The sequence below is a fragment of the Thermus parvatiensis genome (assembly GCF_001535545.1).
Taxonomy (GTDB): Bacteria; Deinococcota; Deinococci; order Deinococcales; family Thermaceae; genus Thermus; species Thermus parvatiensis.
Window position 1 is genome coordinate 351,690 of sequence record NZ_CP014141.1, and the last position, 12,924, is coordinate 364,613.

Below are 12,924 nucleotides of genomic sequence, written 5' to 3' on the forward strand. Positions count from 1 at the left end.
AGCCTACCCCTCCTTCTCCCCTGCGTGCGTTTGGGCCAGGGCCTCGAGGGCCCCCCTCAGCACCTCAATCCCTTTAAGGAACTCCGCCACCTCCACGTGCTCGTAGGGGGTGTGGTCCAGGGTGGAGTCCCCGGGGCCGTAGGCCACCATGGGCACCGGCCAGTGGGGGGCCAGGACGTTCATGTCGCTCGTTCCCGTCTTCAGCTTGAAGACGGGCCTTCCCCGGCCTTGCGGATGGCCTGGCGGAAGGCCCGGGTGAGGGGGGTGTCCTTGGGCCCCTGGTAGGGGACCTCGCGGCCGAAGAACTCCAGCTCAATCGTGGGGGGGCGTAGGCCGTGAGGTGGCGGATGGCCTCCTCGGGGGGAAGCCTTGGAGGGAGCCTTAGGTCAAAGAACATCTCCGCCACCTGTCTGAGCTCCGCGGGGTGGACCCTGAAGTCGCGGAGGGTGTACTGCACCTGGTCAAAGGGACGCTGGCCCACGTTCATGGCCTCGGCCCAGGCCTTGATGGCCACGAAGTAGCTGATGAGCTCCTCGGCGGCGTTGGGCTCGTGGTGGGCCGAGTGGAAGTGGTCCTTCTCCCGCCGGGCCTTCACCAAAAGCCTCCCCTTGTACCCCAGGGTGATCCCCTCCCAGCCCGAAGGCTCCCCGATCACCGCGTAGTGGGGCTTGAGGCGGGGGGCCACGAACCTTGCTCCCTTGGAGCTTGGGGCCTCCTCCTCCGTGGCCCCCACGAGGTGGACGGTGAGGCGCCTCCTAGCCTCCTCGGAAAGCCCCGCCGCGGCGAAGATCATGGCCACGAAAGGCCCCTTGGCGTCCACCGCTCCCCGGCCGAAGAGCCTGCCCCCTTCCAGGCGCACGGGGATCTGGCCGGGCACGGTGTCAATGTGCCCCAGGAGGACCACCTGGACGGGCCCTTCCCCCACCTGGCCCCGGGCGTTGTCCGCTTCGTCCACGAAGCCCTTGAGGCCCAGCTTTTGCATCCCCTCCGCCAGGTACTCGGCTACGAGCCGCTCCTTTCCGGAAGGGGAGGGGATCTCCAGGGCCCCCTTGAGGAACTCAACGGGATCCAAGGCGCTTTCGCTCATACGTTTCCTTGCTCCAGCCCACGTCCTTGAGAATGGCGAGGAGGGTTCCCGGCCTTAGGGTCTCCCCCGGGTGCACGGGTACCGTGGTGACCCGGCCGTCGGGGTGCCGAAGGCGCACGTGGCTTCCCCGGACCCGCACCACCTGAAACCCCTCCTCCTGCAGGAGGCGGACGAGCTCCTGGCCGGTGATGGGGATAAGGCGGGGGCTCACGCCGCTTCAATTTCCAGCGCGCCCTCCAGGCCTACGACTTCCGCCCTCTCCTCTTCCAGGGATACGGCGATGGCTTCCTGCAGGCGCCGGAGGAGTTCCTCAAAGCTTTGGGCCTGGGTGTGGGCGTGGAGCTCAGGCACGTGGGCCACGAAGTAGCCCTCCTCGTCCCGCTCCACCACCACGCGGTAACGCCGCCTCATCTCCCTATGCTAGCACCGCCCGTACCGCCTCCACCACCCGCTCCAGGTCTTCCTTTTCAATGACCAAAGGCGGCAGGAAGCGGATCACCGTGGGCCCCGCCTGGAGGGCGAGGACGCGGTGCTCCTTCTCCAGCCTGGCGATATAGGGGGCGGCCTTTTCCTTGAGCTCCAGGCCCACCATGAGGCCCATGCCCCGCACCTCCCGGATCTTGGGGGAGGGGATGGCCTTAAGCTTCTCCATGAACCAGGGTCCAAGCTCCGCGGCCCTTTCCCAAAGCTGTGTCCGCTCTAGGTAACGGATGGCCGCCACCCCTGCGGCCATGGCCAGGGGGTTCCCCCGAAGGTGGTGCCGTGCCCCCCCTTGGGCATGCTCCGCGCCACCTCCTCCCGCATCACCGCGGCCCCCAGGGGCACCCCGCCCCCTAGGGCCTTGGCCAGGGTGAGGATGTCGGGGACGATGCCGAAGTGCTCAAAGGCGAAGCGCTTCCCCGTGCGGCCCATTCCGGTCTGGATCTCGTCCAGGATGAGAAGGGCTCCCTTCTCCTGGGTGATCTCCCGGGCAGCCCTTAGGAACTCGGGGGTCGCCGGGCGCACGCCCCCCTCCCCTTGCACGGGCTCCAGGATCACCGCGGCCGTTTCCTCGTCCACGGCCCGCTTAAGGGCCTCCACGTCGTTGTAGGGGATGAACTCCACGGGCTCCACCAGGGGCAAGAAAGGCTCCCGGTACTTGGGCTCCCAGGTGACGGAGAGGCTTCCCATGGTCCTTCCGGAGAAGCCCCGCATGGCGGCCACGAACTTCTTCCTGCCCGTGTGGGCCCGGGCGAACTTTAGGGCGGCCTCGTTGGCCTCGGTGCCCGAGTTCACGGGGAAGACCCGGTTGAGCTCCGGAGGGAGGATGGCGGTGAGGGTCCGGTAGAACTCCCCCCGCATGGGGGTGGGGAGGGTCTGGGGCATGGCCATGAGGGTCTCCGCCTGCCGCTTCACCGCCTCCACCACCTCGGGGTTGCCGTGGCCCAGGTTGGCCACTCCGTACCCGCCCACGCAGTCAATGTACTCGTTGCCTTCCGCGTCCCAGACCCTCGCGCCCTGGCCCCGGACGATGAGGAGGTCGTGCTTGGTGTAGACGCCGCTGTCCAGGGTCTTCTCCGCCTCCAAAAGGGCCCGCCAGTCTTCCAGGGTTCTCGTCTCCACGCCCGCACCTCCATAAAGAAAAGCCCCCGGGGCCGCCCGGGAAGCCAGGCTTCCCAGGCGGGCTCAGCTTTTGCCCCGGGCGCGCATCTCCCCCTAAGCCTAGGGGGAAGGCATCTAACGTGTCAACTGCGGCCCCGGATAGTATGGATTTATGCGAAGGTGGGCAGTGTTACTCCTCTTGCTGGCCGTGGCCCAGGCCCAGTCCTTCTTCAGCTTGAGCGCGGTGGACAAGAGCGTCTTCGGTTTCGGCCAGGCCCTCCCCGCTGGGCTGTGGTGGCGGGTGGGGGTGGACCACAACCTGGAGGCGAGCGCCCACCTTTACCTGCGCCGGGAAGGGCTTACCAATCCCCTCTTTCCCCGTTTGGGCTTTATGGGGCTCGGCCTCCCCGGGGCCTACTACCTGGGGCTTGGGGTGGAGGTGGGGTCTGACGGGAGGCGCGTTTCCGGCCTCGTGGGCCTCGAGGCCTTCCTGGGCGAGGGCTTTGCGGTCTTCCTGGAGGGCATGGGCCCGGTCCTAGACGTCGGCGGGGCTCACTTCGGGGTGGGCCTTCGCTACTACCTTTCCGGGCGGGAGGCCTTCACGCCCGTCTTTGACCCCGAGCGCCGCTTCCGCCTGTACGTGCCCATCCCTACCGGCAGGCCCGTGGTCGCGGCCCTGGCCTACGAGGAGGAAGGCTACGCCCTTTGGCTTGGCGGCTGGGCCTTCTTTCTTTTTGGGGCCCTCTGGCCCGCTTTGGGCGCCCACGCCTACCTGGGGGACGCCTTCTTCGGCCTGGGGACGGGCTACCGGCCGGGGGACACCTGGGTGGCCTTCCCCTACCTGGGCTACCGCTTCCGTCTGGGAGAGGGGATGGAGAGCCAGCTCCGGCTGCAGGCCCCCTTCCGGTTTTCGGCGGAGCGGGGCTTGGAAGACTTCTTTGGCCTCGTGTTTAACCTCCTGGACTTTACCCTGGTCTTTCCCCTGTAGGGGCGGGGCGGCTGCAGGGTCCGTTTGGCGCACGTTGATTGAGCATATCATTAGCATATGTGCTATCCTTATATTTGATAAGGGGGTATCCCCTTGAACGGACCGGAGGTCGGGCATGCTGACCCTAGTGGGCACCTATCCTCCTATCCGCTGCGGCATCGCCACCTTCAACCGCGACCTGCGGGAGGCCCTCTTGCGGGAAGGGGTGCCTTCCCAGGTGGCGGTGGTGGCCCACCCCGAGGAGGTGAGCCTGCCCTTCCCTGAGGAGGTGGTCCGGGTGGTGGCCAAGGAGGACCGGGAGGGGTACAGGGCCTTGGCGTGCCTCCTCCGGGGGCCGGTGATCCTCCAGCACGAGTACGGGCTTTACGGCGGGAAGTGGGGCGACTACGTCCTGGACCTCCTCGAGGCCCAAGGCCCCAAGCTGGTGGTCCTCCACACCCTCCTCCAGGCCCCGCCTCCCGGGCTCGGCGAGGTGGACCTCCGCTACATGCAGGGCCTTCTCCGGGCCATGGCCGAGAGGGCCCAGGCCTTCGTCGCCCTCCACCCGGAAGGGGAAGGCCTCCTGCGGGCCCTGGGGGTGCGGATCCCCGTGGCCCACATCCCGCACGGGGTCCCCGATCTTCCGCGGCCCCCTAAGGAGGCCTTGAAGCGGGCCTTGGGGCTGGAGGGCGCCTTCCTCCTCTTCACCTACGGCCTCCTCGGGCCCGGCAAGGGGCTGGAGTTCGCCCTGAGGGTGCTCGCCCGCGTCCTGCCCCACAACCCTAGGGTCCGCTACCTGGTGGCGGGGAGGCTCCACCCCAACCTGGAGCGGCACGAGGGGCGGCGGTATCTGGAGCGTGTGCGGGAAATGGCCGAGGCCCTGGGGGTGGGGGAGGCCTTTCTCCTGCGGGAGGGGTACCTCTCCGAGGAGGAGCTCTACCGCCTGGCGGGGGCGGCGGACCTCTTCCTCCTGCCCTACCCCAACCTGGAGCAGGTTTCCTCCGGGACCCTCTCCTACGCCCTGGCCCTGGGCAAGGCCGTCCTCTCCACCCCCTTCCGGCACGCCCGCGCCGCCCTCGCCGCGGGCCGGGGGGTCCTGCTTCCCCTGGAGGAGGAGGCCTGGGCCCAGGCGGTCTTGGCCCTCGCGGAAAACCCCGAGCGCCTAAGGGAGATGGAGGAGCGGGCCTACGCTTACGCCCGGGACTTCACCTGGCCCAGGGTGGCCCGGGCCTACCGGCGGCTCTTGGAGGAGGTGGCGGATGTTCGGCCTCGGGTGGCTTAGGGCCCTGACCGACGCCCGGGGGCTTCTGGAGCACGCCCACCACGGGGTGCCCAGGCTCGGCGAGGGGTACACCACGGACGACAACGCCCGGGCCCTCCTCTACCTCAGCCTCCTCCCCGAGGGGGCCCGGGACGAGGGGCTCGTGCGGACCTACCTCGCCTTCCTCCTCCACATGCAGAAGGAGGACGGCCGCTTCCGGAACGGCCTCACCCTGGACGGCCGCTTTGAGGACGAGGGGGAGGCGGAGGACCCCACGGGCCGGGCCGTCCTCGCCCTCGCCGCCGCCCAGAGGCTTCCTCCCCCCTACGCGGGCCCTGCCCGGGAGGCCCTTCTCCGGGCCCTTCCCGCCCTCGAGGGCTTCACCTCCTTGAGGGGGCGGGCCTACGCCCTCCTCGGGCTTCTCGCCTTGCCCAAGGAGCCCTTCCTCGAGGCGGCCGAGGCCCTGGGGGAGGGGCTCCTTCGCGCCTTCCGGGAGGCCGAGCCCGCCTGGCCCTACCCCGGCCCCCTCACCTACGCCAACCACCGCCCCGTGGAGGCCCTGTACGCCTACGGCCTCGCCTTCCGCCGCCGAGAGGCGGTGGCCCTGGCCCGGAGGGCCCTCGCCTTCCTCAAGGAGCACTACTTCACCCCGGGGGAGGAGGGCCTCTTCTTTGACCCCGTGGGCAACCGCTTCATGGAGCGGGGAGGGGAGAAGCCCCTCTTTGACCAGCAGCCCATTGAGGCCAAGTGCGCCCTCCTCGCCCACCTGCGCTTCGGGGAGCGGGTCCTCGCCGAGGTGGCCTTCCTCTGGTTCCACGGGCGGAACCGCCTCCGTGCCCCCCTGGTGGACGCCTTCGGCCCCATGGACGGCCTCACCCCCCACGGCCCCAACCAAAACCGCGGGGCGGAGGCCCTCCTCGCCTACCTCCTCGCCTGGCAGGCCCTGGTCCAGGGGGTCTTCCCCCAGGTGGACGAGGGCGTGGCCCTGGGGCGGGTCTTCGCCTTGGGAGGGCGGCCGTGAGGGTGGCCATGCTGGCCCCCATCGCCTGGCGGGTTCCCCCCAGGCGGTACGGACCCTGGGAACAGGTGGTCTACGACCTCACCGAGGCCCTTCTGGACCTCGGGGTGGAGGTGGTCCTCTACGCCACCTGCGACGCCGAGACCCGGGCGCCTCTGCGGTGCACCGCGGCGAAGCCCCTTTGGGAGGACCCGGAGGCCGACTGGAAGGTGGAGGAGTTCCTCCACATCGCCCGCGCCATGGAGGAGGCGGGGGAGTTTGACCTGGTCCACAACCACTACGACTTCATGCCCCTCTACTTCACCCCCTTTGTGAAGGTCCCGGTCCTCACCACCATCCACGGCTTCTCCAGCGAGAAGATCAAGAAGGTCTACCGCCGCTATGCCGCCCTACCCCACGTCCACTACGTGGCCATTTCCGAGGCGGACAAGGACCCGGGCCTTCCTTACCTGGGGGTCGTCCACCACGGGGTGGACCCGCGGCGCTTCCGGGTGGGGGAGGGGGGGAGGCACCTCCTCGTCCTCTCCCGCATCCACCCGGATAAGGGCATCCGGGAGGCCATCCTCTTCGCCCGAAAGTCGCGCCTTCCCTTGAAGATCGCCGGGCCCATCCAGGACGAGGCCTACTTCCAAAACGAGGTGGCCCCCCTGCTCGGGGAAGGGGTGGAGTTCCTGGGCCCCGTGGACCCCGAGACCCGGCAGACCCTCTTGGATGGGGCCATCGCCCTCCTCCACTTTGTAAACTTCAAGGAGCCCTTCGGCCTTGCTCCGGTGGAGGCCATGATGAGCGGCGTCCCCGTCCTGGCAAGGCCCCTAGGGGCCCTCCCCGAGACGGTGCGCCACGGGGAGACGGGGTTTCTGGTGAGGGACTGGGAGGAGGCCTTGGAGTACCTGGAGGCCGTGAGGCGCCTGGACCGCTGGGCCATCCGTCGCTACGCGGAGGCCTGCTTCTCCCGGGAACGCATGGCCCGGGACTACCTGGGGCTTTACCGAAAGGTGGTGGGAGCGTGAAGACCTACGCCCTGGTGATGGCGGGCGGACGCGGGGAGAGGCTTTGGCCCCTCTCCCGGGAGGACCGCCCCAAGCCCTTTCTGCCCCTCTTTGAGGGGAAGACCCTCCTCGAGGCCACCCTGGAGCGCCTCGCCCCCCTCGTGCCTCCAGAGCGCACCTTCCTTGCCGTGCGCCGGGACCAGGAGGCGGTGGCCCGTCCCTATGCGGACGGGATCCGGCTCCTCCTGGAGCCCTTGGGCCGGGACACCGCGGGGGCGGTGCTCTTAGGGGTGGCCGAGGCCCTGAAGGAGGGGGCCGAGCGGCTCCTCGTCCTCCCCGCCGACCACTACGTGGGGGACGACGAGGCCTACCGGGAGGCCTTGGCCACCATGCTGGAGGCGGCGGAGGAGGGCTTTGTGGTGGCCCTGGGCCTGAGGCCCACCCGTCCGGAGACGGAGTACGGCTACATCCGCCTGGGGCCCAGGGAGGGGGCCTGGTACCGGGGGGAGGGGTTCGTGGAGAAGCCCTCCTACGAGAGGGCCCTGGAGTACATCCGCAAGGGCTACGTCTGGAACGGCGGGGTCTTCGCCTTCGCCCCCGCCACCATGGCCGAGCTCTTCCGGCGCCACCTCCCAAGCCACCACCAGGCCCTGGAGCGCCTCCTCGCCGGGGCCTCCCTGGAGGAGGTGTACGCCGGCCTCCCCAAGATCTCCATTGACTACGGGGTGATGGAGAAGGCGGAGAGGGTGCGGGTGGTCCTCGGCCGCTTCCCCTGGGACGATGTGGGGAACTGGCGGGCGCTGGAGCGGGTCTTCTCCCAGGACCCCCACGAGAACGTGGTCCTGGGGGAGGGGCGGCACGTGGCCCTGGACACCTTCGGGTGCGTGGTCTACGCCGACCGGGGCGTGGTGGCCACCCTGGGGGTTTCCGGGCTGGTGGTGGCCAAGGTGGGGGACGAGGTCCTGGTGGTGCCCAAGGACCGGGCCCGGGAAGTGCGGGAGGTGGTGAAACGCCTCGAGGCCCAGGAATGACGGCCTACGTGGCCTTGGGCTCCAACCTCGGGGACCGCGCGGCCTACCTCTTGGAGGGGCTTTCCCGGCTCTCCCGCCTCCCCGAAACCCGCCTCCTCCGCCTCTCCTCCCTCTACGAGACCGAGCCTTTAGGCCCGCCCCAGCCCCTCTACCTGAACCTGGTGGCCGAGGTGGAGACGGCCCTTCCCCCCAGGGGCCTCCTCGAGGCCATGCTCGCCATAGAGCGGGCCTTGGGGCGGGAGCGCAGGAAGCGCTACGGCCCCAGGACCCTGGACCTGGACCTTCTCCTTTACGGGGACATGGTCCTGGAGGAGGAAGGCCTGGTGCTGCCCCACCCCAGGCTCCACGAGCGGGCCTTCGTCCTCGTGCCCCTTTGCGACCTCGTTCCTGAGGGGCGGCACCCCCTTTTGGGGAAGACCTTTGCCGAGCTCCTCGCGGGCCTAGACCCTTCTGGGGTCCGGCCCTATGTGGTATAGTGGGGGCACCGCGGGTGGATTCCGCGCGAGGAGAAGGAACGTGGAACTAGAAGCAGGAACCGTTGTGGAAGGCCGCGTGGTGCGGGTGGTGAGCTTTGGCGCGTTCGTGGAGCTTGCGGGGGGGAGCAGGGCCTGGTCCACATCTCCCAGATCGCCCACGAGTACGTGACGAACGTCCGGGACTACCTCAACGAGGGGGATATCGTCCAGGTCCTGATTAAAGGGCGGGACGCCAAGGGGCGGCTGGACCTCTCCATCAAGGACCTGACCCCGGCCCCCGAAGGGGGCGCGCCCCCGCCCAGGCCCAGGCGGCTTCCCAAACAATCCCCCGAGTTTGAGAACAAGCTCAAGAGCTTTCTCCGGGGCACCGGAGGGTTTGGGGGCAAGGGCAAAAAGGGCGGCCGGAAGAAGCGCTAAAGGCCGAGGAAGGCGCCCCCGGGGCGTTGTCGTCCCCGGGGGTTTGCCGTAGAGTAGGGGGGTATGGCGAAGCCCATTGAGGTGACCGACCAGAACTTTGACGAGACCCTCGGCCAACACCCCTTGGTCCTGGTGGACTTCTGGGCGGAGTGGTGCGCCCCCTGCCGGATGATCGCCCCCATCCTGGAGGAGATCGCCAAAGAGTACGAGGGGAAGCTCTTGGTGGCCAAGCTGGACGTGGACGAGAACCCCAAGACCGCCATGCGCTACCGGGTGATGAGCATCCCCACGGTGATCCTCTTCAAGGACGGCCAGCCGGTGGAGGTCCTGGTGGGGGCCCAGCCCAAGCGCAACTACCAGACTAAGATCGAGAAGCACCTGCCCGCCACCGCCTGAGGATGCGCATCGCCCTGGACGCCATGGGGGGTGACCGGGCTCCCCAGGTGGTGGTGGCCGGGGCGGTGGCCGCGGCCCGGGAGGGGGTGGAGGTCCTCCTGGTGGGCGACGAGGCCCAGGTGCGGGCGGAGCTTGCCCGTTTGGGGGCCGACCTTCCCGTTTGGCACGCCCCGGACCACATCCGCATGGAGGAGGTGGCCACGGAGGTCCGCCGCCGCCCCCAGGCCTCCGTGAGGGTGGTCATGGAGCTTTTAAAGCGGGGCGAGGTCCAGGCGGTGGTCTCCATGGGCCATAGCGGGGCCACCCTGGCCGCCGCCCTCTTCGTCCTCGGGCGGGTTAAGGGGGTAGAAAGGCCCGCCCTCCTTGTGGAGTTCCCTAGCCTAAAGGGCCGCACCTTCCTCCTGGACGGCGGGGCCAACGCCGACTGCCGCCCTTCCTTCCTCGTCCAGTTCGCCGCCATGGGCTTGGCCTACGCTGAGGCGAGCGGGGCTTTGGCCCCAAGGGTGGGCCTCCTCTCCATCGGGGAGGAGGAGGGGAAGGGGAACGCCCTCGTCCAGGAGGCCTACCCCCTGCTCAAGGCTGCCTTAGGGGAGCGCTTCTACGGGAACGTGGAGGGGCGGGACATCTTCCTCGGGACCACGGAGGTGGTGGTCACCGATGGGTTCACGGGCAACGTGGTCTTGAAGCTCGCCGAGGGGGAGGCCAAGGTCCTCCTCACCTGGATTAAGGAGGCCTTGACCTCCTCCTTCCGGGCGCGCCTTGGGGCCCTTTTGGTCCGGGAGGCCCTCGCCCGGGTGAAAGCCCGGGTGGACCCCGCCCAGTACGGGGCCATGCCCCTCTTGGGCGTGGAGGGCGCGGTCTTCATCGGGCATGGCTCCGCCGACGCCCTCGCCGTGAAAAACGCCCTCCTCCGGGCCAAGGCCCTGGTGGAGGCGGGCCTTCTGGAGCGGGTGCGGCAAAAGCTTTCTGCCCTACACGTCTAGGATGACCCGGGCCTTCCAGCGGCCGTCCTCCTTACGGACGGAGAGGCCGTGGAAGGTGGCGCTCTTAACCTCCCCCTGAAAGCCGAAACCCTCCTGGAAGGGTTCGCCGAAGAGGGTGGCGGTGAGGCGGTACCCGCCCTCTTCCTCCTCCACCCGGATGCGGGCCCTTCCCGGGACAAAGCCTTTGGTCTGGATCAGGTAGATCAGCTCGTTGAGGAAGCGGACGAGAAGGGTTTCCAGGTCCTCGGCGAAAAGCCTTAGGCGCCGCCGCTTCCTGCCCCCTTGGGGAGGGGCGGTGAACATCACGTCTAGAAGGCCCTTCAGGGCCGCCTGAAAGAGCTCCTCCAGGCTTTGGGCCTCGAGGGCAAACCCCACGTCGGCGGTGTGGTCCAAAGGCTTCACCACCACGGCCCCTCCCGAAGATCCGAAGCGCCCGGCAGGTGGAAGGTCTCGGTCCAGAGGCGCTCGGGGAACAGCTCCAGGAACTTCAGCACGGAGAGGGCCTGGGTCCTGTGCTGGGCGATGGCCCGGAGCTTCCGCGCCAAGACCCTCTCGGGGAGGCGGAGGCGGTGGGTCACGGGCCAGGGCCCGTCGGGTCTAACGAAGTAAACCACCTGGGCGAGGCCTTGAGCGGCCTTTCGGGCGTAGCGGCTTGCCGCCACGTGGTCGGGGTGGCCGTTGATCCCATCCGGGGGGAAGGTGAGGACGAAGCGGGGACGAAGACGGAAAAGCCGCGTCTTGATCGCCTCCACCGCCTCGGGGTGGTCGGCAAGGCCCCGGCCCGTGGCCGGCCCCCGCTCCCCTTGGGCGCCCTCGGGGAGGGCGTTGGGGTAGTCCAGCACCTCGAGGTAGTCCACCTGGAGGATGTCCGCAGCCCGCTTTAACTCCTCCATGCGCACCCGGGGCAGCTCTTCTGGGGGACAAAGGCCAAGGGTCCTCCCGGCCTCCCCTTGGGTCAGGGTGAGGACCCCGGTTTTAAGCCCCGCTTCCTTGGCGAGGAGGAGGGCTCCGCCTGCGCCGAAGCTCTCGTCGTCCGGGTGGGGCACCACCACGAGGAGGTCCATGCCCCCATCTTGACAGAAGGAGGGGGGCTTGGTAGATTCATAGTTGCGCCGGCAGGGCCGGCGGGGGATCTTGAAAGCGCGGGAACAGGCCAAGCATCTGAGCTCTACGCCCGTTTAGGGCGTTGATTTGTTGGAGAGTTTGATCCTGGCTCAGGGTGAACGCTGGCGGCGTGCCTAAGACATGCAAGTCGTGCGGGCCGCGGGGTTTTACTCCGTGGTCAGCGGCGGACGGGTGAGTAACGCGTGGGTGACCTACCCGGAAGAGGGGGACAACCCGGGGAAACTCGGGCTAATCCCCCATGTGGACCCGCCCCTTGGGGTGTGTCCAAAGGGCTTTGCCCGCTTCCGGATGGGCCCGCGTCCCATCAGCTAGTTGGTGGGGTAATGGCCCACCAAGGCGACGACGGGTAGCCGGCCTGAGAGGGTGGCCGGCCACAGGGGCACTGAGACACGGGCCCCACTCCTACGGGAGGCAGCAGTTAGGAATCTTCCGCAATGGGCGCAAGCCTGACGGAGCGACGCCGCTTGGAGGAAGAAGCCCTTCGGGGTGTAAACTCCTGAACCCGGGACGAAACCCCCGACGAGGGGACTGACGGTACCGGGGTAATAGCGCCGGCCAACTCCGTGCCAGCAGCCGCGGTAATACGGAGGGCGCGAGCGTTACCCGGATTCACTGGGCGTAAAGGGCGTGTAGGCGGCCTGGGGCGTCCCATGTGAAAGACCACGGCTCAACCGTGGGGGAGCGTGGGATACGCTCAGGCTAGACGGTGGGAGAGGGTGGTGGAATTCCCGGAGTAGCGGTGAAATGCGCAGATACCGGGAGGAACGCCGATGGCGAAGGCAGCCACCTGGTCCACCCGTGACGCTGAGGCGCGAAAGCGTGGGGAGCAAACCGGATTAGATACCCGGGTAGTCCACGCCCTAAACGATGCGCGCTAGGTCTCTGGGTTTTCTGGGGGCCGAAGCTAACGCGTTAAGCGCGCCGCCTGGGGAGTACGGCCGCAAGGCTGAAACTCAAAGGAATTGACGGGGGCCCGCACAAGCGGTGGAGCATGTGGTTTAATTCGAAGCAACGCGAAGAACCTTACCAGGCCTTGACATGCTAGGGAACCCGGGTGAAAGCCTGGGGTGCCCCGCGAGGGGAGCCCTAGCACAGGTGCTGCATGGCCGTCGTCAGCTCGTGCCGTGAGGTGTTGGGTTAAGTCCCGCAACGAGCGCAACCCCCGCCGTTAGTTGCCAGCGGTTCGGCCGGGCACTCTAACGGGACTGCCCGCGAAAGCGGGAGGAAGGAGGGGACGACGTCTGGTCAGCATGGCCCTTACGGCCTGGGCGACACACGTGCTACAATGCCCACTACAAAGCGAGGCCACCCGGCAACGGGGAGCTAATCGCAAAAAGGTGGGCCCAGTTCGGATTGGGGTCTGCAACCCGACCCCATGAAGCCGGAATCGCTAGTAATCGCGGATCAGCCATGCCGCGGTGAATACGTTCCCGGGCCTTGTACACACCGCCCGTCACGCCATGGGAGCGGGCTCTACCCGAAGTCGCCGGGAGCCTACGGGCAGGCGCCGAGGGTAGGGCCCGTGACTGGGGCGAAGTCGTAACAAGGTAGCTGTACCGGAAGGTGCGGCTGGATCACCTCCTTTCTAAGGAG

12 protein-coding genes, 1 rRNA gene and 3 pseudogenes are annotated in these 12,924 nt (G+C 68.3%); 10 read left to right on the forward strand and 6 right to left on the reverse strand.

Annotated elements, in window-relative coordinates; translation table 11 throughout:
• Positions 1 to 3: 3 nt before the first annotated feature.
• The 4 genes and pseudogenes from AV541_RS01965 to lysJ form a co-directional block, all read right to left on the reverse strand.
• Positions 4 to 1,087 (reverse strand): annotated as a pseudogene (locus tag AV541_RS01965) ([LysW]-lysine hydrolase).
• Complete coding sequence (locus tag AV541_RS01970) at positions 1,059 to 1,298, reverse strand: type II toxin-antitoxin system HicA family toxin (protein WP_060384119.1); 240 nt, start codon at positions 1,296 to 1,298, stop codon at positions 1,059 to 1,061. The pseudogene AV541_RS01965 and the gene AV541_RS01970 overlap by 29 nt, the downstream one beginning before the upstream one ends.
• A complete protein-coding gene (locus tag AV541_RS01975) occupies positions 1,295 to 1,498 on the reverse strand; it encodes a type II toxin-antitoxin system HicB family antitoxin (RefSeq protein ID WP_008633533.1) in 204 nt (67 codons plus the stop codon). Before AV541_RS01975 ends, AV541_RS01970 begins: the two co-directional genes overlap by 4 nt.
• A 4-nt stretch (positions 1,499 to 1,502) precedes the next feature.
• Positions 1,503 to 2,689, reverse strand: a pseudogene (gene lysJ, locus AV541_RS01980) ([LysW]-aminoadipate semialdehyde transaminase LysJ).
• A gap of 166 nt (positions 2,690 to 2,855) precedes the next feature.
• On the opposite strand from lysJ, the gene AV541_RS01985 reads away from it, so the two are divergent.
• The 9 genes and pseudogenes from AV541_RS01985 (at position 2,856) to plsX (ending at position 10,206) form a co-directional block, all read left to right on the forward strand.
• Positions 2,856 to 3,656 (forward strand): hypothetical protein, encoded by an 801-nt coding sequence (locus AV541_RS01985; protein ID WP_008633531.1) that lies wholly within the window; start codon positions 2,856 to 2,858, stop codon positions 3,654 to 3,656.
• A 115-nt stretch (positions 3,657 to 3,771) separates the two neighbouring features.
• Positions 3,772 to 4,917, forward strand: a complete 1,146-nt coding sequence (locus AV541_RS01990) for a glycosyltransferase family 4 protein (protein WP_060384120.1) — start codon at positions 3,772 to 3,774, stop codon at positions 4,915 to 4,917.
• Positions 4,895 to 5,917 (forward strand): hypothetical protein, encoded by a 1,023-nt coding sequence (locus AV541_RS01995; protein WP_011228890.1) that lies wholly within the window; start codon positions 4,895 to 4,897, stop codon positions 5,915 to 5,917. The genes AV541_RS01990 and AV541_RS01995 overlap by 23 nt, the downstream gene beginning before the upstream one ends.
• Positions 5,914 to 6,924, forward strand: a complete 1,011-nt coding sequence (locus AV541_RS02000) for a glycosyltransferase family 4 protein (protein WP_060384121.1) — start codon at positions 5,914 to 5,916, stop codon at positions 6,922 to 6,924. The genes AV541_RS01995 and AV541_RS02000 overlap by 4 nt, the downstream gene beginning before the upstream one ends.
• Complete coding sequence (locus AV541_RS02005; RefSeq protein WP_060384122.1) at positions 6,921 to 7,934, forward strand: mannose-1-phosphate guanylyltransferase; 1,014 nt, start codon at positions 6,921 to 6,923, stop codon at positions 7,932 to 7,934. The genes AV541_RS02000 and AV541_RS02005 overlap by 4 nt, the downstream gene beginning before the upstream one ends.
• A complete protein-coding gene (gene folK, locus AV541_RS02010) occupies positions 7,931 to 8,410 on the forward strand; it encodes a 2-amino-4-hydroxy-6-hydroxymethyldihydropteridine diphosphokinase (protein WP_060384123.1) in 480 nt (159 codons plus the stop codon). The genes AV541_RS02005 and folK overlap by 4 nt, the downstream gene beginning before the upstream one ends.
• Before the next feature lie 40 nt (positions 8,411 to 8,450).
• Positions 8,451 to 8,827: pseudogene (locus AV541_RS02015) on the forward strand (S1 RNA-binding domain-containing protein).
• 63 nt (positions 8,828 to 8,890) lie between these two features.
• Entirely contained in the window at positions 8,891 to 9,223 is a 333-nt protein-coding gene (trxA, locus tag AV541_RS02020) for a thioredoxin (RefSeq protein WP_060384124.1), read from the forward strand.
• A gap of 2 nt (positions 9,224 to 9,225) precedes the next feature.
• On the forward strand, positions 9,226 to 10,206 hold the full coding sequence (gene plsX / locus AV541_RS02025) for a phosphate acyltransferase PlsX (protein ID WP_060384125.1): 981 nt from the start codon (positions 9,226 to 9,228) through the stop codon (positions 10,204 to 10,206).
• On the opposite strand, the gene AV541_RS02030 is transcribed toward plsX, so the two are convergent.
• Together AV541_RS02030 and AV541_RS02035 are read right to left on the reverse strand one after the other, a co-directional pair.
• Entirely contained in the window at positions 10,195 to 10,614 is a 420-nt protein-coding gene (locus AV541_RS02030; protein WP_060384126.1) for an archease, read from the reverse strand. The two genes, plsX and AV541_RS02030, sit on opposite strands and share 12 nt — an antisense overlap.
• Complete coding sequence (locus tag AV541_RS02035; RefSeq protein ID WP_060384127.1) at positions 10,605 to 11,270, reverse strand: PIG-L deacetylase family protein; 666 nt, start codon at positions 11,268 to 11,270, stop codon at positions 10,605 to 10,607. Before AV541_RS02035 ends, AV541_RS02030 begins: the two co-directional genes overlap by 10 nt.
• A 127-nt stretch (positions 11,271 to 11,397) precedes the next feature.
• On the opposite strand from AV541_RS02035, the gene AV541_RS02040 reads away from it, so the two are divergent.
• Positions 11,398 to 12,916: ribosomal RNA gene (locus tag AV541_RS02040) — 16S ribosomal RNA — on the forward strand.
• The last annotated feature ends 8 nt before the right edge of the window (positions 12,917 to 12,924 follow it).